The sequence below is a fragment of the Methylobacterium sp. C33D genome, from assembly GCF_053345825.1.
In genome coordinates, this window is the sequence record NZ_JBKFAV010000001.1 from 42,712 (window position 1) to 63,113 (window position 20,402).

General features: G+C 71.3%; 20 protein-coding genes. 9 read left to right on the plus strand and 11 right to left on the minus strand.

Translation table 11 applies throughout. The features are described from left to right. Positions 1-24: 24 nt before the first annotated feature. The 5 genes from gor to ACLBXO_RS00275 form a co-directional block, all read right to left on the minus strand. Positions 25-1,407 (minus strand): glutathione-disulfide reductase, encoded by a 1,383-nt coding sequence (gene gor / locus ACLBXO_RS00255; RefSeq protein WP_447684126.1) that lies wholly within the window; start codon positions 1,405-1,407, stop codon positions 25-27. Further along, a complete protein-coding gene (locus ACLBXO_RS00260) occupies positions 1,404-2,606 on the minus strand; it encodes an O-antigen ligase family protein (RefSeq protein WP_447684264.1) in 1,203 nt (400 codons plus the stop codon). Before ACLBXO_RS00260 ends, gor begins: the two co-directional genes overlap by 4 nt. Before the next feature lie 60 nt (positions 2,607-2,666). Further along, the gene (locus tag ACLBXO_RS00265; protein WP_447684127.1) at positions 2,667-3,278 is read right to left on the minus strand and encodes a DUF2059 domain-containing protein; all 612 of its coding nucleotides are present in this window, start codon (positions 3,276-3,278) and stop codon (positions 2,667-2,669) included. Between the two features lie 44 nt (positions 3,279-3,322). After that, positions 3,323-4,036 (minus strand): ribose-5-phosphate isomerase RpiA, encoded by a 714-nt coding sequence (gene rpiA, locus ACLBXO_RS00270; protein WP_331318119.1) that lies wholly within the window; start codon positions 4,034-4,036, stop codon positions 3,323-3,325. A 130-nt stretch (positions 4,037-4,166) separates the two neighbouring features. Further along, positions 4,167-4,631: a hypothetical protein gene (locus tag ACLBXO_RS00275; protein WP_447684128.1), complete on the minus strand. Its 465-nt coding sequence runs from the start codon at positions 4,629-4,631 to the stop codon at positions 4,167-4,169. A 172-nt stretch (positions 4,632-4,803) separates the two neighbouring features. Between ACLBXO_RS00275 and gph the strand changes: the two genes are divergently transcribed. Next, positions 4,804-5,496: a phosphoglycolate phosphatase gene (gene gph / locus ACLBXO_RS00280; RefSeq protein ID WP_447684129.1), complete on the plus strand. Its 693-nt coding sequence runs from the start codon at positions 4,804-4,806 to the stop codon at positions 5,494-5,496. Positions 5,497-5,500: 4 nt separating this feature from the next. Here the strand turns inward: gph and ACLBXO_RS00285 are convergent, their stop codons facing one another. Beyond that, positions 5,501-6,655 (minus strand): pyridoxal phosphate-dependent aminotransferase, encoded by a 1,155-nt coding sequence (locus ACLBXO_RS00285; protein ID WP_447684130.1) that lies wholly within the window; start codon positions 6,653-6,655, stop codon positions 5,501-5,503. A 222-nt stretch (positions 6,656-6,877) separates the two neighbouring features. Here ACLBXO_RS00285 and ACLBXO_RS00290 point away from each other — a divergent pair, with 222 nt between their 5' ends. The 4 genes from ACLBXO_RS00290 to aat all read left to right on the plus strand — a co-directional run bounded on the left by ACLBXO_RS00290 (position 6,878) and on the right by aat (position 10,526). After that, entirely contained in the window at positions 6,878-7,660 is a 783-nt protein-coding gene (locus ACLBXO_RS00290; RefSeq protein ID WP_331318114.1) for a DsbA family protein, read from the plus strand. Between the two features lie 157 nt (positions 7,661-7,817). Beyond that, positions 7,818-8,291 carry an acetyl-CoA carboxylase biotin carboxyl carrier protein gene (gene accB, locus ACLBXO_RS00295; protein ID WP_331318113.1) on the plus strand — a complete coding sequence of 158 codons (474 nt, stop codon included), beginning with the start codon at positions 7,818-7,820 and terminating at the stop codon, positions 8,289-8,291. A 104-nt stretch (positions 8,292-8,395) separates the two neighbouring features. Then, positions 8,396-9,748 carry an acetyl-CoA carboxylase biotin carboxylase subunit gene (accC, locus tag ACLBXO_RS00300; RefSeq protein ID WP_331318112.1) on the plus strand — a complete coding sequence of 451 codons (1,353 nt, stop codon included), beginning with the start codon at positions 8,396-8,398 and terminating at the stop codon, positions 9,746-9,748. 79 nt (positions 9,749-9,827) lie between these two features. Further along, a complete protein-coding gene (gene aat / locus ACLBXO_RS00305) occupies positions 9,828-10,526 on the plus strand; it encodes a leucyl/phenylalanyl-tRNA--protein transferase (RefSeq protein WP_447684131.1) in 699 nt (232 codons plus the stop codon). 9 nt (positions 10,527-10,535) lie between these two features. Here aat and ACLBXO_RS00310 read toward each other — a convergent pair whose 3' ends face one another. After that, complete coding sequence (locus tag ACLBXO_RS00310) at positions 10,536-10,901, minus strand: hypothetical protein (RefSeq protein WP_331318108.1); 366 nt, start codon at positions 10,899-10,901, stop codon at positions 10,536-10,538. A gap of 66 nt (positions 10,902-10,967) precedes the next feature. Further along, a complete protein-coding gene (locus ACLBXO_RS00315; RefSeq protein ID WP_331318106.1) occupies positions 10,968-11,174 on the minus strand; it encodes a DUF2842 domain-containing protein in 207 nt (68 codons plus the stop codon). Positions 11,175-11,396: 222 nt separating this feature from the next. On the opposite strand from ACLBXO_RS00315, the gene ACLBXO_RS00320 reads away from it, so the two are divergent. From ACLBXO_RS00320 to ACLBXO_RS00335, 4 genes are all read left to right on the plus strand, one after another. After that, positions 11,397-12,500: a COX15/CtaA family protein gene (locus tag ACLBXO_RS00320; RefSeq protein WP_447684132.1), complete on the plus strand. Its 1,104-nt coding sequence runs from the start codon at positions 11,397-11,399 to the stop codon at positions 12,498-12,500. A gap of 150 nt (positions 12,501-12,650) precedes the next feature. Next, the gene (gene trhA / locus ACLBXO_RS00325) at positions 12,651-13,334 is read left to right on the plus strand and encodes a PAQR family membrane homeostasis protein TrhA (RefSeq protein ID WP_331318102.1); all 684 of its coding nucleotides are present in this window, start codon (positions 12,651-12,653) and stop codon (positions 13,332-13,334) included. 141 nt (positions 13,335-13,475) lie between these two features. Then, positions 13,476-14,675, plus strand: coding sequence for a glycosyltransferase family 4 protein (locus ACLBXO_RS00330; protein ID WP_331318100.1), 1,200 nt, complete (start codon positions 13,476-13,478; stop codon positions 14,673-14,675). Positions 14,676-14,819: 144 nt separating this feature from the next. Next, on the plus strand, positions 14,820-16,337 hold the full coding sequence (locus tag ACLBXO_RS00335; protein ID WP_331318098.1) for an undecaprenyl-phosphate glucose phosphotransferase: 1,518 nt from the start codon (positions 14,820-14,822) through the stop codon (positions 16,335-16,337). A gap of 42 nt (positions 16,338-16,379) precedes the next feature. Here ACLBXO_RS00335 and ACLBXO_RS00340 read toward each other — a convergent pair whose 3' ends face one another. The 3 genes from ACLBXO_RS00340 to ACLBXO_RS00350 all read right to left on the minus strand — a co-directional run bounded on the left by ACLBXO_RS00340 (position 16,380) and on the right by ACLBXO_RS00350 (position 20,398). After that, positions 16,380-16,733 carry a hypothetical protein gene (locus tag ACLBXO_RS00340; protein ID WP_331318096.1) on the minus strand — a complete coding sequence of 118 codons (354 nt, stop codon included), beginning with the start codon at positions 16,731-16,733 and terminating at the stop codon, positions 16,380-16,382. Between the two features lie 208 nt (positions 16,734-16,941). Further along, positions 16,942-19,512, minus strand: coding sequence for a TonB-dependent receptor (locus ACLBXO_RS00345; protein WP_331318094.1), 2,571 nt, complete (start codon positions 19,510-19,512; stop codon positions 16,942-16,944). A gap of 247 nt (positions 19,513-19,759) precedes the next feature. Then, the gene (locus tag ACLBXO_RS00350) at positions 19,760-20,398 is read right to left on the minus strand and encodes a hypothetical protein (protein WP_331318093.1); all 639 of its coding nucleotides are present in this window, start codon (positions 20,396-20,398) and stop codon (positions 19,760-19,762) included. Between the last annotated feature and the right edge of the window lie 4 nt (positions 20,399-20,402).

Sequence of the window (20,402 nt, forward strand, 5' to 3'; positions counted from 1 at the left end):
TCGAGCCCCGGCCGCGCGGAGGTCTCAGCCGACGCCGACCGGATGCTTGGTGACCTCCGGGACCCGCATCGTCACGAGCTCCTCGGCCGCCGTGGGATGGACCGCGATGGTCCGGTCGAAATCCGCCTTCGTGGCGCCCATGGTCACGGCGATGCCGATCGCCTGGATCACTTCGCCGGCATCGTGGCCGAAGATGTGGACGCCGACCACCCGATCGCTGGCGCAGTCGACCAGCACCTTCATGAGGATCCGCTCCTCGCGGCCGGACAGGGTCGCCTTCATCGGGCGGAAGCGGGCCTTGTAGACGTCGATCTTGCCGTAGATCGCGCGGGCGGCCGCCTCGTTGTGGCCGACGACGCCGATCTCGGGGGTTGAGAACACCGCGGTCGGGATCAGGCGATGGTCGACGCAGGCGGGCTTGCCGCCGTAGACCGTGTCGGCGAAGGCGTGACCCTCGCGGATCGCCACCGGCGTCAGGTTGGCGCGGTTGGTCACGTCGCCCACCGCGTAGATCGACGGCACCTGGGTCTGCGAGTAGGCGTCGACCGGGATCGCCCCGGCGGCGTCGGTCGCGATGCCGACGCGGTCGAGGCCGAGGCCCTCGACGTTCGGCCGCCGGCCGGTGGCGACGAGCACCTGGTCCACCAGGATCTCGCTGCCGTCGTCGAGCTGCGCGCAGAGGCCGCCGTCCCGCCGCTCGACGCGCCGCAGCGTGCGCCCGAGCCGCAGGTCCATCCGCTGGCCGTAGGCCTCGGCCAGGGCGTCGCGGATCTCGTCGTCGAACCCGCGCAGCAGCCTGTCGCCCCGGTGCAGCAGCGTCGTGCGGCTGCCCAGAGCCGCGAAGACGCCGGCGAATTCCACCGCGATGTAGCCGCCGCCGATCACCAGGATCCGCTCCGGCAGGCGCTCCAGCTCGAAGACCTCGTTCGAGGTGATCGCCAGGTCGATCCCCGGCACCGCCGGCTCCTTCACGGGATGCGCGCCGACCGCCACCAGGATCCGCTCGGCCCGGATGGTTCGGCCGGACGCGACGAGGCGGACCGTGTGGGGATCCTCGATCACCGCCCGCTCGGGCACGATCTCGACGCCCGCGCGGATCAGGTTGGCGTCGTAGATGCCCTCCAGACGGGTCACCTCCGCGTCGCGCCGCGTCTTGAGCGTGCCCCAGTCGAAGCGGGGCTTCTCCACCGTCCAGCCGAAGCCGGCGGCGTCCTCGAACTCGTCGGCGAAGCGGCCCGCGTAGACCATCAGCTTCTTCGGCACGCAGCCGCGGATCACGCAGGTGCCGCCCACCCGGTACTCCTCGGCGAGCATCACCCGCGCGCCGTACCCGGCCGCGATCCGCGCCGCGCGGACACCACCGGACCCGCCGCCGATGACGAAGAGGTCGACGTCGAACGCGCTCATGCCGGACCGTCCCGCTCGGATCTCTCGGGCGCACCGGCCGGGGCGGCCGCGCGCATCCAGGTGATGGCAGCGCCGAGCCCCGCCGTCCACCACGCGGCCCAGCCGTTGTGCTCGACGAAGGCGATCGCCGCCGCGCAGGCGACGAGGCCGAGAGCGGCGGCGCGGTCCGGCCGCGGCAGGGGCGCGATCCGGGCGAGCAGCAGCATCAGCGTCAGCGCCGCGAGGACCGCGCCGGGCAGGCCGAGCTCGGCCCAGACCTGCAGGAAGCTGTTGTGCGGGTGCCCGACCCCGAGGAGCACGCGCATCTCCGGCGGCACCGTCCGCGCGACGGGCGTCTCGGCGAAGCGCGCGCTGGTGCCGACGCCCGCGCCGCGCCAGGGATCGGCCGCCACCGCGGCCCCGAAGCTGCGCGCGATCGCGACCCGGGCCCGGGACGAGGACTGGACGAGGCGCTCGTGGGCGGCCTCCGGCACGGTGCGGGCGAGGAGGTCGCCCTCGATCGGGGCGAGCGCCACCGCGAGTCCGAGGCCGAGGCCGGCGAGGCCCAGGCCGACCCGCGGCGGCAGCAGCCGCGCCAGACCCGCCATCGCGGCGCCCGCCACGAGGCCGAGCTGGGCAGCGCCGCTGATCGAGCGGAGCACGCCGAGGCCCCCGAAGGCCAGGGTCGCGGCGGCGAGGCCGCGGGCGCCGCCCTTCCACAGGACCAGGGCCAGCGGTCCGGCGACGAGGTCGAGGGTCAGGGCCGGCCGGTTGTGCACGAAGGCGGCGATCCGGCGCCCGAAGGCCCGCTCCAGGGCGAGATCGGCGGCGAGATCCGCCGCGATCACGAGGCCCGCAAGCCCGATCGCGAGCGCGCCGAGCCGCGGCGCGAAGGCCGGGATCCGGCCGGGCGCCAGGCAGGCCAGCAGGTAGGCGGCGAGGAGCGTCGGGAGGAACTCTCCCAGCACCCGCAGGGAGGAAGCCGGGAACGGGCTCCAGGCCAGGGAGACCAGCGCCCAGGCCAGGAAGGCCAGGGCCGCCCCGGCAAGCGGCGTCCGCAGCGGCGTCAGCAGCGCGCGGCGCAGGGTGGTCGCGTCCTCCGCCCAGCGTCCGGCCAGGAAGGCGAGCGCCGCCAGTCCCACGACCAGCGGGCTCGACCGGTTGGCGAGCACCATGGCGAGCGGCATGGCCGCGAGGAGCGCGCCGCCCACCGCGTACATGCGGCTGGCCGCTGTCACCGACGAGGTCTCACGACGATCCGCTCCCGTGAGCGGCCGCCGTCACTGCATCTGATGCCCGCGCTTGCCCATCTCGGCGCGGACGCGGACCATGACGTATTCCGAGACGTCCTGCGTCCAGTCCTGCATCTCCTGCACCATCTCGTCGAGGAGCTGTGGCTGCGCCTCGACGTAGTGCTTGCCGGCGGGCGAGCGGAAGAACGTCGCGATCTCCTTGAGTTCCGCTTCGGAGAACTTCGACGCGTAGGTGCGCGCCGCGATGTCGATCATGCGCTGCTTCTGCAGCTCCATTTCCGGCTGCAGCGAAGTCAGGACCTCCTCAAGGTCCTTGGACAGCTCGGGGCGGGTGACCGCCTGCTTGCGGATCTGGTCGGCGAAGGCGGGCAGCACGGAGTCGAAGGAGCGGGCGATACCGGAGCTGAGCATGACCTCGCGGGCCAGGGCGAGGTGGGCCGGCGTGTAGGTGGCCGCGGCCGGGCTGTTGGCCGCGGGGGTGCTGGCCGCCGGGGCCGCCGGAGCGGCCGGCTGCGCCGCCGGCTTGGCCTGCGCGGCCTTGTGCGGCTGCGCGACGGCCGCATGCGGGAGCGCCAGGGGCGCGAGGCCGAGCGCGAGGCTGAGCGTGAGGCCTGGCACGGCGGTGAGGCGACGGGACATGCTGGACTTTCTTGCGAGGATGGCCGGCGATTGAGGGCGGCGCCTCAGGTGAGGCTGCCGAGAACGGTGACCTCGGCCTGCCCGTCTCGCGCCGCCGCCAGGATCGCGGCGTCGGCGATGCCGAGGAACAGACCGTGCTCGACCACGCCCGGCACGGCCCAGAGCGCGGCGCCGAGGGCCTCCGGATCGGGAATCGCACCGAGGCGCGCGTCGAGGATGTAATGGCCCCCGTCGGTGACCAGGGGCTTGCCATCCGTCCGGGCACGCAGCCGGACGTCGCCGGAGCAGCCGGCCCCCGCGACCGCCGCCTCGACGGCGCGGTGTGTGGCCTTGAGGCCGAAGGGGTTGACCTCGATCGGCAGTGGGAAGGCGCCGAGCCGCGAGACGTGCTTGGCCGCGTCGGCGATCACCACCATGCGGCGGCTCGCGCAGGCGACGATCTTCTCGCGCAGGAGCGCCGCGCCGCCGCCCTTGATCAGGCGGAGCCGGTCGTCGACCTCGTCCGCGCCGTCGATGGTGAGGTCGAGCTCGGGCTGCTCGTCCAGGGTCGCGAGGCGGATCCCGAGGCTCTCGGCCTGGGCGCGCGTGGCCTCGGAGGTCGGGACGCCGACGATGTCCAGGCCGGTGCGAACGCGCTCGCCGAGAAGCGCCACGAAGGCTGCCGCCGTAGAACCCGTCCCGAGGCCGAGCCGCATGCCCGGCTCGACGAGGTCGAGGGCGCGGGCGGCCGCGGCCCGCCGCAGATCCGGCCCGCTCACCGGGACACCGCCCGGTCGGCGAGGGAGAGCGAGGGAGCGCGGGTCATGGGCAGCCGGTCATTGCGTGAGCGTCGGGCGGCCCGTAGCACGGGACCGGCCCGACCGGAACGCCCGCGCCCGAACGGCTGCGTCACGGACGGCCGCCCTGTGTCGGGGTGGCGCTGGCGCCGGCGCGGCCGGGAGCCGGACCTGTGAGCGGCGCCTCGGACGCGCCGTCGGCGCCGGGCTTGCCCTGCTGGGTGCAGACGACCTGCTCCTTCTTCACCAGCACGAAGCAGATGCTCATCTCGCCAGTGCGGTAGTTCACCCGGAAGACGCCGGCCTCGCGGGTGTGCCGGCTCGCCACCAGCCCGTATTCCGACGGGGCCTGCGGCCCGGCGCCCTCCCCCGGCCCGAAGCAGACCGTCTGGCCGATGCCGCCCGCCGATTCCTGGAGCCCGTACTGGCAGGACGTCACCTCGCCGGTCACCTTGTCGACCCGGTACATCCGGTTCAGGTCGGTCTGCGGGGCGGGCACGAACTCGAAGGACGTCGCGGCCGCCGGCAGGCCTTGCAGCGCCGCGCAGGCGGCCAGGAGGGGCAGGGAGAGTTTCATCGCGGGTCCCGGGACTGGTACGCGCTGCGTTTCGCTGCGCTTTCGGGCGAGTCTGGGGCGCCCGGTGAGACGATCCGCGCATCCGCGTTCGCTCCGCGCTCCGCTTGCCCCCGGTCCCCCGCCCCGATAGCGACGCCGTACGCGATCTCGCTCAGCACGGAGCCCCCGACGCATGTCCACCGAAGCGACCCGCAAGCCTCCGATCGCCGTGTTCGACCTGGACGGGACGCTGGCGGAGACCGCGGGCGATCTCATCGGCACCCTCAACGTGCTGATGAAGCGCGAGGGGCTGGCCGAACTGCCCCTCTCGCAGGCGCGAGGCCTGATCGGCGCCGGCGCCCGAGCGCTGATCCGGCGGGGCTTCGAGGCCGAGGGGCGGCCGCTCTCGCCGGAGGACCACGACCGGCTGTTCGACGCCTTCATCGCCCATTACGGGGCGCATCTCGCCGACACGTCCCACCTCTTCCCGGGCGTCGTCGAGGCGCTCGACGCCCTCGAGGCCGCGGGCTTCCGGCTCGCGGTCTGCACCAACAAGTACGAGGGGCAGTCGGTCGAGCTGCTGCGCCTCCTCGGGATCGGCCACCGCTTCGCGGCGATCTGCGGCCGGGACACGTTCCCGCAGTCCAAGCCCGACCCGCGCCACCTCACTGGCACGATCGAGCGCGCCGACGGCGATCCGGCCCGCGCCGTCATGGTGGGCGATTCCCGGACCGACATCGACACCGCCAAGGCCGCCGGGATCCCGGTCGTGGCGGTGACCTTCGGCTACACCGACCGGCCGGTCGCCGAACTCGGGCCCGATCGGGTGATCGAGCATTTCTCGGAGCTGGTCGAGGCGGTCGGCGCGCTCGTGCCGTCGGCCTGACCGATCAGCGCAGCCACGCCTTCAGCCGCGCCGCCGCCTCGCGGCACTCGGTCTCCGAGCCCGCGAAGGAGAAGCGGACGTGGTGGTTGCCCTCGTCCGGGTCGAAGTCGAGGCCGGGGGTTGCCGCGACGTGGGCCTCGTCGAGCATCCGCCGGCAGAAGTCCGAGGCGTCGTTGGTGAGGTTCGAGACGTCCGCGTAGAGGTAGAAGGCGCCGTCGGCCGGGTGCACGCGGCCGAGGCCGAGGCCCGGCAGCGCGTCCAGGAGGATCGCGCGGTTGCGCGCGTAGCCGTCGCGAACGGCGTCGAGCTCGTCCGTTGCGTCGAAGGCCGCCAGGGCGCCGACCTGCGACAGGTACGGCGCCGAGATGTAGAGATTCTGCGCCAGCCGCTCGATCGGGCGGACCAGTGCCTCGGGCACGACCATCCACCCGACGCGCCAGCCGGTCATGCAGTGATACTTGGAGAACGAGTTGATCACGACGGCGTCGGGGTCGAAGCGCAGGGCCGTGACGGTCGGCTCGCCGTAGCTCAGGCCGTGATAGATCTCGTCGGAGATCAGCGGCAGGCCGAGGCCGCGCGTCGCCGCGCAGAGATCCCGCAGGGCGCCCTCCGTGATCACCGTGCCGGACGGGTTGGCCGGGCTCATCACCAGCGCCCCGGCGACCGGCGCCCGGGCGTGGGTCTCGCGCAGCAGCGCGGCTGTCGGCGCGAAGCGGTCCTCGGCGCGCAGCACCATCGGCGCCGGCACGAGGTCGAGGGCGGCCAGGATGCTGCGATAGGCCGGATAGCCCGGCTGCGGCACGGCGACCCGGGCGCCGGAATCGAACAGGCTCATGAAGGCCAGCACGAAGCCGGCCGAGGATCCGGTGGTGATCACCACCCGCTCCGGGCTCACCGCGACGCCGTGCCGCTCCGCGTAGTCGCGGGCGATCCGTTCGCGCAGGGACGGAAGGCCCAGGGCTTCGGTGTAGGGCACGCGGCCCGTGGCGAGCGCCGCCTGCGCCGCCGCGATGACCGCCCGGGGCGCCGGCGCCGACGGCTGGCCGACTTCCATCCGCACGATCTGGTCGCCGGCCCGCGCCTTGGCGGCGGCGGCGGCCATGACATCCATCGCGAGGAACGGCTGGACGGCGGCGGCGCGCCGGGAGATCGGGATCATGGAGGTCTGCTCTGCGCCGGACGAAGCTGGCGTCCCGGGGGTAGACGCTCGCAGGCCGTGCCTCAAGCCGCGGCCGGGCTCCGCCGCGCGCCGATCGGTGCACGCCGCGCCGCCGCTCGCCGCGGCGGCCGCGAGGATTTGACCGGACGCCGCGAAAACGCCTAACCCAGCCCCTACCGCTCGCGCCACGCGCGGGCCGGCCCGCCGCGCAAGCGAGGATCTATGCCCTTCACCCGACCCCTGCCCGCGCTGGTCCTGGCGCTCGGCCTCGTCGCCGCTCCCGCCCTGGCGCAGACCGCGACGCCCCCCGCCGCGCCGTTCACGGACGCGCAGCGCGCCGGCATCGAGGCGATCGTCAAGGACTACCTGATCAAGCATCCCGAGGTGCTCCAGGAGGCCCTCGCGGAGGCCGAGAAGCAGCAGGCCGAGACGCAGCGCCTCGCCCAGGCCGCAGCCCTCAAGGAGTCGCGCGAGGCCCTCGTCAACGGTCCCCACGACGTCGTCGCCGGCAATCCGTCGGGCGACGTCACGCTGGTCGAGTTCTTCGACTACAATTGCGGCTACTGCCGCAAGGCGCTGGGCGACGTCCAGGCGCTGATCAAGTCCGACCCGAAGCTGCGGGTCGTCATCAAGGACTTCCCGGTGCTCGGACCGGAATCGCTGGAGGCCAGCCAGGTCGCCGTCGCGGTGCGCCAGCAGCTGAAGGGCGACAAGCTCTTCGAGTTCCACCAGAAGCTCCTGGAGACCAAGGGTCGGGTGAACGGCGCCCGGGCGATCCAGGTCGCCAAGGACATGGGCGTCGACACCGCCAAGCTGCAGAAGGACATGGCCTCCCCCGAGGTGAAGGCCGCGCTCAGCGAGAACCGCGGCCTCGGCGACCGCCTGGGCCTTTCGGGCACGCCGGCCTTCATCATCGGCGACGAGGTGATCCCCGGCGCCGTCGGCGTCGAGCCCATGCGCAAGACCATCGCCGACGTGCGCCAGTGCGGCCACGCCTCCTGCTGAGCTGACGGATCGGGCCGACGGACCCCGAAGGCGTTCCGCGCAGCCTTGTCGCGCCGGGGCGCCTTCGTCTAAGAGCCGCCAGCCGCAGGGCCGCGGTGGGGGTCCAGGGCCGAGCCCGGATGGACGCACCGACGTGCCGCGAGACGAAGTAGGCCGGATGCCAAAGAACGACGCCATCGATCCCGAGCTCGTGCGCGAGCTCGCCAACCTCGTGACCGAGACCGGCCTGTCCGAGATCGAGGTCGAGAAGGGCGACCTCCGCATCCGTGTCGCGCGGCGGCTCGAACCCGTGAGCGTGCAGGTCGCGGCGCCGGCGCCCCTCGCGGCCGTCGCCCCTCCCCCGGCGGCGCCCGCCGCGTCGTCCCCCCTCGCCCCGGCCGAGCCCGCCCGCGCGCAGCCCGGCACCGTGCCCTCCCCGATGGTCGGGACCGCCTATCTCCGGCCCTCGCCCGACGCCAAGGCGTTCGTGGAAGTCGGCTCGAAGGTCGAGGTCGGCGACAAGCTGCTGCTCATCGAGGCGATGAAGACCTTCAACGAGATCGTGGCGCCCCGCGCCGGCACGATCAGCGCCATCTTCGTCGAGGACGGCCAGCCAGTCGAGTTCGGCGAGGCCCTGCTCGTCATCACCTAGGACGTCCGCCGGGCGCTCGCCGCCCAGTCCCGGACGACGCCGCAACACGAGAGGATAGAGCATCCTGCGCGGTCCGGGATCGCCAGGAGGCCCTAACGGGACCGATGTTCGACAAGATCCTGATCGCGAACCGCGGCGAGATCGCCCTGCGCATCCTGCGGGCGGCGAAGGAGCTCGGGATCGCCACCGTGGCGGTCCACTCCACAGCCGACGCCGATGCCATGCACGTTCGCCTCGCCGACGAGAGCGTCTGCATCGGGCCGCCGGCCGCCCGCGACAGCTATCTCAACATCCCGTCGATCATCGCGGCCTGCGAGATCACCGGGGCCGACGCCGTGCATCCCGGCTACGGCTTCCTGTCGGAGAATGCCCGCTTCGCCGAGGTGCTGGCCCATCACCAGATCGGCTTCATCGGCCCCAAGGCGCAGCACATCCGCACCATGGGCGACAAGATCGAGGCGAAGCGCACGGCGCTGAAGCTCGGCATCCCCTGCGTGCCGGGCTCCGAGGGCGGCGTCGACGACATCGACACCGCCAAGCGCGTGGCCGCCGGTATCGGCTATCCCGTGCTCGTCAAGGCCGCGGCCGGGGGCGGCGGCCGCGGCATGAAGGTGGCGCGCTCCGAGGCCGAGCTGGAGCAGGCGATCGGCATGGCCAAGTCCGAGGCCAAGGCCGCCTTCGGCGACGACGCGGTCTATCTCGAGAAGTACCTGGAGAAGCCCCGGCACATCGAGGTGCAGGTGCTGGGCGACGGCCGCGGCGGCGCCGTGCATCTCGCCGAGCGCGACTGCTCCCTCCAGCGCCGCCACCAGAAGGTCTGGGAGGAGGGCGGCTCGCCGGCGCTCAACGAGTCGATGCGCGCCGAGATCGGCGGCATCTGCGCCAACGCGATGAAGGAACTCGGCTATCTCGGCGCCGGGACGATCGAGTTCCTCTACGAGGATGGGCGGTTCTACTTCATCGAGATGAACACTCGCATCCAGGTCGAGCACCCGGTGACCGAGATGATCACCGGGATCGACCTCGTCATCGAGCAGATCCAGGTCGCCTCGGGCGGACCGCTCTCGGTGAGCCAGGCGGACATCAAGGTCGAGGGCCACGCCATCGAGTGCCGGATCAACGCCGAGCACCCGGAGACCTTCCGGCCGTCGCCGGGCGAGATCACCCACTACCACACGCCCGGCGGCCTCGGGGTCCGCGTCGATTCGGCGGCGTTCCAGGGCTACCGGATCCCGCCGAACTACGACTCGCTGATCGGGAAGCTGATCGTCCACGGCCGGACCCGCAACGAGTGCCTCATGCGGTTGCGGCGCGCCCTGGACGAGTTCGTCATCGACGGGATCGACACGACGCTCCCGCTGTTCCGCACGCTCGTCCGTAACCCGGACGTGCAGAACGGCCTTTACGACATCCACTGGCTGGAGCATTTCCTGGACGACGGCGGCATGAAAGCCTGATCGGACCCGGGCGGGGCTGCGGCGAGAGCGGCGCGCGCGGGATCTGGTCTTCGTGCCGGCTGCGCGCGACACTCACGGCATGCACGACACCGCCCGCGTGGACATCACCCCCGAGATCCTGCTGAAGGCCTACGCGGCGGGCATCTTCCCGATGGCGGAGGATGCCGACGACCCGACGCTGTACTGGGTCGAGCCCAAGGCGCGCGGCGTGCTGCCCCTCGACGCGTTCCGCGTTCCCCGGCGCCTCGCCCGGACAGTGCGGTCCGACCAGTTCTTGGTCCGCTGCGACACCGATTTCGACGGCGTGATCGACGGCTGCGCGGCGCCCCGCCGGGACAGCGAGCGCACCTGGATCAACGGGCGGATCCGCGAGCTCTACGGCGCCCTGTTCGACATCGGCCATGTCCACACGGTCGAGGTCTACGCGGGCGCGGACGGACGGCTCGTCGGCGGCCTCTACGGTGTCTCGCTGGGGGCGGCCTTCTTCGGCGAGAGCATGTTCCACGAGGTCCGCGACGCCTCGAAGGTCGCCCTTGTCCACCTCATGGCCCGCTTGCGGGCCGGACGCTACCGGCTCGCCGACACCCAGTTCGTCACCGATCACCTGACGCAGTTCGGTGCCGAGGAGGTGCCGCGCCACGTCTACAAGCGCCGCCTCGCAGACGCCCTCGATCAGGTCGCCGACTGGAACGTCTGGCCCGGCGACGGCTCTGTGCCGGGTGCGCGCGTTCTCGAGGCCCTCGAAGCTCCGGAACCCGGCCAGGTCCGGAAGCCCTGAACGTCGGTGCTAGCGCCGACGCCGGTGCCGGTAGCCGGTCGAGAACGAGGCGTATTGCCGGCCGCGCGCGGACCGGTAACGCCGCCTCCGGCTGGTGCTCGCCTCGACCGTCTCCTCCACCTGCGGGATCGGCTCGGCCATGGCGGCCGCGGGCGTTGCCGCCGCGGCGACCGTCGTGTCGGCCGAGGCGTAGCCACCGGCGACATTCTTGGCCGCCGGGCCGAACATCGCGAGACACTGATTGTAGGCGAGGTCGTTCTTGAGGCGCTCGCATTCCCCGATGGAGCGCGGTGTCCCCTGCGCCAGGGCCGGAAGGGGCGCGAGCAGCACGACGAGGGCGGCCAGCGGCTTGAGGCAGAGTGTCGGGCGGTGCACGGAGGGGGTCTCGAGCGGGGACGGCAGGCTTGTGATCCTCGAGTGCGGCGAAATCGAGGGTTGACCTCAGCGATCAGGCCGCTCCATCCACCGGATCAGCGGCATCAGCGGGAAGATCCACGCGATGCCGAGGATCGAGTAGATCACCGCCTGAACCGCCGCCGGTGTCTCCGAGATGCGGCTGTCGGCCAGGGTCATGGCCAGCGGGCCGTAGAGGCAGACGAAGGCCAGGATGGCGAGAGTGCCGATCAGGGTCCGGGTGCGGCGGCGCATGGCTGTGTTCCTGGACCCTGTTCCCGGACTGTGCCCCTCGTTCGCGCCCCAGGCCTGGTGGCCGGCGCTGCGGGCGCGGACGGGGGACGGCTACCGTTCCGGGATCCGGTTGGCAACGCGCCCGCTGACGCGGGCTGCGGCGCCGGCGCCGTTGCTGGCCGGTCGGACATCCCCTAACCCGGGCACGGCGGGGGCATCCCGGCACCCGCGGAAGGGACGTGCATGGACATGAGTGGCGCGGGCGACCGGCGGTCGGGGGCGGTGCGAACCTGGCTCTACGTGGTCGCGGCCCTGGTGGTCGCCATGGTGGCGGTCGGCGGTGCGACGCGGCTGACCGGGTCCGGCCTGTCGATCACCGAGTGGCGTCCCGTCACGGGCGCGATCCCGCCGCTCACCGAGGCCGACTGGGCTGCCGAATTCGCCAAGTACAGGGACACGCCGCAGTACAGCATCCTCAACCAGGGCATGGGGTTGTCCGCCTTCAAGGTGCTGTACGGCTGGGAGTGGGGCCATCGCCTGCTCGGGCGGGTGATCGGCCTCGTGTTCTTCCTGCCGCTGCTCGTGTTCTGGTGGCAGGGCCGGATCAGCCGGCGCCTCGGCCTCGGCCTGCTCGGCCTCGGCGTGCTCGGCGGCCTCCAGGGCGCCATCGGCTGGATCATGGTCGCCTCGGGCCTCCAACCGGGCATGACGGCGGTGGCGCCGCTCAAGCTCGCGCTGCACCTGACGACCGCGAGCCTGATCCTGGCCGGGCTGGTCTGGCTGGCCGCGGGCGAGCGCCGCGGCGTCCTGGCCCCGGCTCCGGCCCGCCTGCGGGTAACGGCCCTGCTGCTGCCGATCCTGGTCCTGGTGCAGATCTTTCTCGGCGGCCTCGTCGCCGGCTCGCACGCCGGTCTCGTCTACAACACGTGGCCGACCATGGACGGCCAGCTCGTCCCGCCGCTGGACAGCCTGTTCGCGATCCGGCCCTGGATCGAGAATTTCGTCGACAACCACGCCCTGGTTCAGTTCGACCACCGGCTGACGGCCTATCTGGTGTTCGTCGTGGCGGTGCTGCACGCCGTCGACGCCCGGCTCACCGGCCCGCGGAGCGAGGCCGGACGGGCCACTGGGGTCGTGATCCTCGTCCTCGCGCAGATGGCCCTGGGGATCGCGACGCTGCTCCTCGCGGTGCCGCTCTGGGCCGCGCTGGCACATCAAGTGCTTGCCATGGCGGTGCTGACGATGGCCACGGTCCATGCCCGGCTCAGCCGTGGATCCGGCTTGATCGAACGCGCCGCCGCCGAGCCGCCTCTGGGCTTCGAAGGGCTCGCCGCCGGCCGGCTCTAGGCTTTCGTGCGGTGCAGCGGTCTCGCTGCGCCGCACGAGACTTTTACCGCTTTTTGTGGAACCTTGGGATAACTCCCCATCAGCAATCTGCACATGGAACGACTAAGACTTCTCAAGCTTTAAGCTGCACGCGTTGCAGGAGGCTTCAAGATGTCTCTCGCGGAGGATGGTCGACCGCTCTCCCTGACCTGGCACTACACGCCGCGGGAGATCATGGCGGATGGCGTGATCCACGGTCTCGGGGTGGTGCTCGGCTTCGCTGGCGCCGTGGCCCTGGTGGCGACCGCCGTCACGGCGCATCTCGGTCTCGGCGAGCGGGCCGCGGTGGTCGTCTACGCCACCGCCCTCCTCCTGATGCTCGGTGTCTCCGCCGTCTACAATCTCTACCCCGTCAGCCCGCGCAAGTGGCTCCTGCGCCGCGCCGACCACGCCCTGATCTACCTGATGATCGCAGGGACCTACACGCCGCTGGTCGCCCTCGTCGGGTCGGGGCCGCGCGCCTACGGGCTCCTGGCGATGATCTGGATCGTGGCGCTGATCGGGATCGCCGTGAAGCTGTTCCTGCCGGGCCGGTTCGATCGCCTGTCGATCGGGCTCTACCTGCTGCTCGGCTGGAGCGGGCTGCTCGCGTACGAATCGGTGATCGCGGCGCTACAGCCCACGGCGTTGTGGCTCCTGGGTATCGGCGGGGCCCTCTACTCGATCGGGGTCGTCTTCCACATCTGGCGGACCCTGCCCTTCCAGAACGCGATCTGGCACGGCTTCGTCCTCGCCGCCACGGCCTGCCACTACGGGACGATCTGGGCCAGCCTGAACGGCTCGCCGATGACGTAGTGTCGCGATCGATTGCGAACTCGCGCGTAAAACTCCGGTTACCGTTCCGAAGAAAAGGTCGAGTGCCGGCAATCGGCTTTAAGTTTCCCGCGACCATGGCTGCACCACAACCTGGGGACTGATATTCCCGGGAGCTGGACCGTGGTCCCGAAGACGATCGACTCTGGCATCGCGCCGCGTTACCGGATCCTGCACGTGTTCCGGGCGCCGGTGGGCGGCCTGTTCCGGCACGTCATGGACCTCGCCCGCCTTCAGGCGGAAGCGGGACATCATGTCGGCCTCGTGTGCGACGCCAGCACCGGCGGTGAGCGCGCCGCGGGCGCTCTGGCCGACCTGATGCCCAGCCTGGATCTCGGCCTGGTCCGGATCCCGATGCGCCGGAACCCGCACCCGTCGGACTGGTCCTGCCTCCGGGCCGTGGCGCAGAGGGCCGCGGAGGTCGGCGCGGACGTGCTGCACGGGCACGGCGCCAAGGGCGGTGCCTATGCCCGGCTCGCCGTCGCGGGTCCGGCGATCCGCGCCTACACGCCGCACGGTGGGAGCTACAATTATCGGCCGGGCAGCCCGCTGCACCGCCTCTACATGGGCGCCGAGGCGGTGCTCGCCCGCCGCACCGACGCGTTCCTGTTCGAGAGCGAGTACGTTGCCGGGCGCCACAGGAGCTTCGTCGGCGGCCCGGAGCGCGTGACGCGCATCGTCCACAACGGCATCGCCGAGGCCGAGTTCGCGCCGCTCGACCGCGTCGCCGAGCCATTCGACCTGCTCTATGTCGGCGAGCTGCGGGAGGCCAAGGGCCTGCCGTACCTGCTCGAGGCCCTGGCCCGGCTGCGGTCCGAGGGCCGCGTGCTGCGCCTGCTGCTGGTCGGCTCCGGGCCGGACGCCGAGATCCTTCGGGAGACCGTGGTCCGCCTCGGCCTCGCCGATGCGGTGGCGTTCGAGCCGCCGCAGGCGATCCGCTCCGTGCTGGCCCGCGGCCGCATCCTCGTCGTCCCGTCGCTGGCGGAGTCGCTGCCCTACGTCGTGCTCGAGGCCGCCGCCGCGGCGCAGCCCCTGGTCGCCACCCGGGTGGGTGGCATCCCGGAGATCTTCGGCGCGGCAGCCCACGACCTCGTCCCGTCGCGGGACGTGGCCGCGCTCGCCGAAGGGATCCGGTGTGTCCTCGACGCCGCGCCGGAAGCCCTGGCCGCGCGGACGCAGAGCCTGAGCGCCTCGATTCGCCAGCGCTTCTCCCTTGAGCGGATGGGCAGCGAGGTGATCTCCGGCTACGCCGCGGCCTTCGAGGCCCGCGCGGGGCGCCGCGATCCCGCGCCGCGGGCGATCGCCGGAGCCCGGACCGCCTGAGGACGAGACCGGCCTGAAGCGGAGCGGGGGCCTGTGCGCCGCGGTGGAAAAGGCGACGCCGCCCGCGCTCTTAAATGTTCCCACAACGCCCCGTGCCAAGCTTCCGCCGAGGCAGCGACCGCAAGGCTCGGGGGGAGCCGATCGATGAGCGCGTTCGACATCCGCGATCTTCTGGAGGCCGCCGTCCCGATGGAGGCGCCCTCGGCCCCGGCCGCGGGCAGCGTGCCCCTCGCCGAGACGGCTTCGCCCGGGCCGACGGCGATCTCGCCCGTCGTGGTGGCCGGGCTGGTGCGCGCCCTCGAGTGCACGCTGATCTTCGGCCTGGGCGCGTTGCTCCATCTCCTGATGCTCCGCAGCCGCGTCCCGTTCGGGCTGACTTACGCGGGCGCGATCGGCACGATCGCGGTCATCACCGTGACGCTGATCCAGGCGTCCGGCGGCTACCGCATCGCCGCCTTCCGGAGCTTCTTCAAGACCGCGCTCCGGCTGATCGCGGCGTGGTCGATGACCTTCCTGATGGTCGCCGCCGGCCTCGTGCTGGTCAAGGTGGCCGACCATTACTCGCGCCTCTGGCTCGCGACCTTCTTCGGCACCGGCCTCGCTGCGCTGCTGGTCGGGCGCTTCGTCCTCTTCCGCATCATCGACGCGCAGACCCGGGCGGGGCGGTTCGACCGGCGCACCGCGATCGTGGGCGGCGGCCAGCCCGCGGAGGACCTGATCGCCGCCCTGGAGACGCAGAGCGAGAGCGGCATCCGCATCGTCGGCGTGTTCGACGACCGCAACGCCGATCGGTCCTCGGACGTGGTGGCGGGGCACCCGAAACTCGGCAACGTCGACGACCTCGTCGCCTACGCGCGGCATGCCCGGCTCGACCTGATCGTCTTCACGATCCCGATCTCCGCGGAGGCGCGGATCCTCCAGATGCTCGCCAAGCTCTGGGTGCTGCCGATCGACATCCGGCTCTCGGCACACGCCGCCAAACTGCGCCTGCGCCCGCGCAGTTACTCGTATCTCGGCTCGGTCCCGGTGCTGGACGTCTTCGACCGTCCGATCGCCGATTGGGATGTGGTGGTGAAGGCGCTGTTCGACCGCTGCGTCGGCCTGATGATGCTGCTGGCGCTGTCGCCGCTCATGCTGGCGATCGCCGTCGCCGTGAAGCTGACCTCGCGCGGGCCGGTGCTGTTCCGGCAGAAGCGCCACGGCTTCAACAACGAGCTGATCGAGGTCTACAAGTTCCGCTCGATGTACGTGGATCAGTGTGACGCCGGCGCGGCCCGGATGGTGACCAGGGGCGATCCGCGCGTGACGCCGGTCGGCCGGTTCATCCGGAAGACCTCGCTCGACGAGCTGCCGCAGCTGTTCAACGTGCTCAAGGGCGACCTGTCGCTGGTCGGCCCGCGCCCGCACGCGCTGCAGGCCAAAGCCGCCAACACCCTGTACGACCAAGTGGTCGACGGCTACTTCGCCCGCCACAAGGTCAAGCCCGGCATCACCGGTTGGGCGCAGGTCAACGGCTGGCGCGGCGAGACGGACACGTCCGAGAAGCTCCAGCGGCGCGTCGAGCACGACCTCTACTACATCGAGAACTGGTCGGTGCTGCTCGACCTGCAGATCCTGCTCACGACGCCGTTCGCACTGTTCAAGACCGAGAACGCCTACTGATCGGTGTGGCCGGCACCGGGGCGGTGCCGGCCGCGGGCTCCGCTACGGCAGGGCGCCGGCCTTCTCCTTGGCCTTCATGATCGTGTCGCGGCAGCCCTGGGCGTCCCCGGACTTGTCCTGCTGGCGCGCCTGAGCGACCAGCTTCTTGGCTTCCTCCACGCCCGCGGCGGTGGGCTTCACGGCGGCGTCCGACTTGGTCAGAGCCGGCGGCGTGTCGAGCGCCTTGGGCGAGTTGGAGGACGTGGTGCCGCCGGGCGGGGTCGTGCCGGTCACCGAGGCGGCGCCGGCACTGTCGAGCCGCCGCTGCAGCGTGTCGACCTCGTCGGCGCACGGGGTCGCCAGGGCGGGCGTCGCGGCCGCCAGGGCCAGGGCTGCAACGGCGAAACGCATGATCATCGGGACGAGGCTCCACGGTGTCGGGATGCGGCCGCCGCCGCCCGCTCACGCAGGAGCGGGCGGCGGCGGTGCGGGTACCGGGGAGACGCCGGGCGAACGGGCCCGTTCCCGAGACAGGAGGCCGCATGCGGCAGCTCCGAAACGCGGCGGGCGCCCCGCGCGGCCCTCGGGCCGCGGGAGGCGCCCGCTTCTCGTTTCCGTGTACGGATCAGTACTTCCGGATGATCGGCTCCGGCGACATCGGCACCGGGTCTGCGCCGAAGGCGTAGCGGATACCGGCGTAGACCGAGAACGGCTGGGCCAAGGTGGTGGTCCGCGGATCGCTGATCCGCAGGTTGCCGGCCACCGCGCCCGGCTCGGCATAGGTGCCGAACGTCGTGTAGCGGTTGTTGGTCAGGTTGGTGATGAGGCCGAAGACCTCGAGGTTCTTCGTCACCTGATACTTCGTCTGGAAGTTCAGAACGTAGTAGGGCGGCAGCTTGCGGTTCAGGTTCGACTCGTCGCCGCGGAAGTAGGACGAGGAGAAGGCCTGGAGATAGAGGCCGAACTGCCAGTTGGGCGTGACGAAATAGTCGAACCCGGCCTTGATCTGGTGGGTCGGCACCAGCGGCACGACGTTGCCCTTGCGGACCTGGATCGCGCCGTCATCCGCGAGCGGGTTGTTGGGCGACGACAGGGTGCCGTTGAACTGGAAGGTCGCGTCGACCAGCGCGTAGTTGGCGTAGACCCGCAGGTAATCGGCCGTGTACTCGCCGCCGACCTCGATGCCCTGCCGCTGCGTCGACGGCACGTTGACGAAGTAGGCGCGGGCGGTGTTGCCGGGGGTGGCCAACGACAGGATGTCGTTGGCGAGGTCGGTGCGGAAGGCGCCGATCTTGTAGGTGATGATGCCGCCGTCATAGGTGTTCGGCAGCTGGCCGCGGAAGCCGACCTCGTAGGTCCGCCCGGTGACCTGCTTGAGCGGTGGGTCCGCCACCAGCGAGTTCGGCAGCAGGCACGGCCGGTCCGGGTTGGCGCAGGCCAGCTCCAGCGGGGTCGGGGCGCGGTTCGACTCCGAGTAGCTGCCGTAGAGGTTCAGCGCGTCGAAGAACCGGTAGGTCAGGCCGGCGACCGGGTTGATCTTGTTGAAGTAGTGCGTGCCGGTCACGTCCGGCGAGAAGCCGGTCAGGTCCTCGCTCTGGATGCGCGCGAAGTTGAGTCGGGCACCGGCGGTCAGCGACAGCCGGTCGGTCACGTCGAGCGTGTCGAGGGTGTAGAGGCCCATGTAGAGGTTGGAGCCGTTGACCGAGCTCGGCGCGATGCCGAGCGCGCCGGCGGTCCGCAGCTGCGGCGTGCCGAGGCCCGGGATGTTGCCGTAGAACGGGTTGCTCGGGTTCGTGGTGATCGACAGATCCGGGTTGATGACGCCGAGCGTGCTGGACGACTTGAACCCGTAATTGGCCGCGTCGATGCTGCCGCCGACCACGAAGCTGTTGGACAGGCCGAAGATCCGGTCGCGGTTCGCGGCCTGGAGCGAGCCGCCGAAGCCGGTGGCTTCCGTCCGGGTCGTGTCCAGCGTGCCGTACGGGATGCCGGCCCGGAACGGGATGCGCTGGTTCTGCTGACCCAGGATCAGGAACTGGTTGCGGAAGGCGAGCTGCGACTGTCCGGCCGCCGGGCTGAATCCGTCGTCCTCGAAGCAGAGGTTGCCGCGGAAGCTCGAGCGCGTGCTGCAGTTCTCGAAATTGCCGTCGTTGCCGTCGACGTAGGTCTGGCTGAAGCGGCGGAAATAGGCGTTTCCGGCCAGATCCCAGGTCGGCGAGAGGTCGACCCGGCCGGTCAGCTGGAGCGTGCCGACCTCGGTGGTGGTGGTCTGCGGGTAGGTGAAGATCGCCCGCGGGTCGCGGTGGGTGAAGTCCACCGGGGTGGCCGCGGCGGCGCCGAAGAAGCTGCGGGCGGCGAGCCCGATCAGGTGGAACTCCGAATCCTGCGAGCGGTAGCCGATATCACCGTAGAGGCGGCCGATCGTGCTCGGGCTCTGGTAGCGCCAGCCGCGGTCGTTCAGGCCGTCGCCGGTGAAGTAGAAGCTCCAGGGACCGGAGACCTTGCCGTACTCGAGGTAGCCTGCGGTGCGCGCGTCGGAGCCGCCCCAGGCCGAGATCTCGGTGCCCTGCCAGGTGAAGCCGTTCTTCATCTGGATGTTGACCGCGCCGCCGAGCGCGTTGAGGCCGAAGACCGGGTTGCCGGTGACGACGTCGATGCGCTGGATCGCCTGCGGCGGGATCAGGTCGAAATTGACGACGTCGCCGAAGGCCTCGTTGATGCGCACGCCGTTCTGGTAGACGGCCAGCCCCTGCGGCACGCCCTGCACGGGGGAGGCCGTGAAGCCGCGATAGGTGATGTCGACGCGGTTGTTGTTGCCCTGCGAGTCCGAGACGTTGATGCCGGGGGTGCGCCGGGCCAGCGTCGTGGTCAGGTTGTCGCTGGCGCGATCGATCGTGAGATCGCTCGCCGTGACCGACTCCACCGTGCTGGGAATCTTGTAGAGGGGTTGTTCGGAGCCGCGCAGCCGCACCCCGGCGCTCGGTCCAACGGAACCGGCTGGCGGCACCGGGCCGGGCCCGTTGAAGATCTGCGCCTGGCTCGAATTTCCGCCGCCGGACCCGACCGGCGACGTCGAGACGACGCTGATCTCGCCGAGCGTCACCGATTGCTGAGCCTGCACCGCCGCCGGGAGAACCGTCCCGGCGAGAACCGACGCCGACGCGACCAGGCTGCTCCGAAGCGCCCGAAGTGACATTCCCAACCCCCTCAAACCCGAACACATGCTCGTGACTGCCGAGCTTGGGTCTCTCTTGGCGGGTGCGGGGATGGCGCACAATCGGTTCAAGAACACGTGAGGCGAGTTTCGGCTTCATTTCCGGTCCGCATCGACCGAACCTCGCGTCACGTGGTTAAACAGCAACAGTTTCGATAGAGATTTCAGTCACTTAGGGATGTTCCGGCAATCCGCTCGGGATGATTTGGCAATCGCGTCCGGCGCGCCGTCAGAGCCGTGCCTGAATCAGGCGCGCGATCTCGCCGAGCCGCTGCTCCAGCAGCTGCGGCACCTCGCAGACATAGGTCAGCGACTGGCTGCGCTCCTGGAAAATCCGGCGGTCCCAGGCGAACTTCGTCTCCAGCTCATTCTGGTCCTTCGGCAGCTCGGTGGCGTCGGAGGCACTAGGCGCGTCCTTCACCTGGCTGATCTTGTCGGCCTCGTCGCGGATCCGCTCGGCCATCCGGCGCTGGCCCTGCGCGTAGCGGGCGATGCCGCCGACCACCTTGTTGCGCTCGCCGTTCAGCACCTCGAATACGCCCGCGTAGACGCGCGTCAGGGCCTTGTCCTTCGCGTCCTTGTCGGATCCGAACTTCTCCGCGAACGTGTCGAGGAGCGGTCCGACCTGCGAGAGATCCGTGCGGCGGGACGCGATCTTCTGCGCCAGGACGGCGGCGTCGTTGTCGCTGCCCCAGTCGCCGGCCGCCTCCACGTCGGGGCCGGTCCAGAACTGGCCGGGGCTCAGGGTCGCGACCTTGCGCTGGACGCAGGGCCAGTCCGGATCCGGCTTGGGCTGGGCCAGTGCGGGACCGGCGAGGATCGCGAGGCCCAGCGCCGGGCCGACGATGCGGGTCAGGAGGACGTTCATTGGG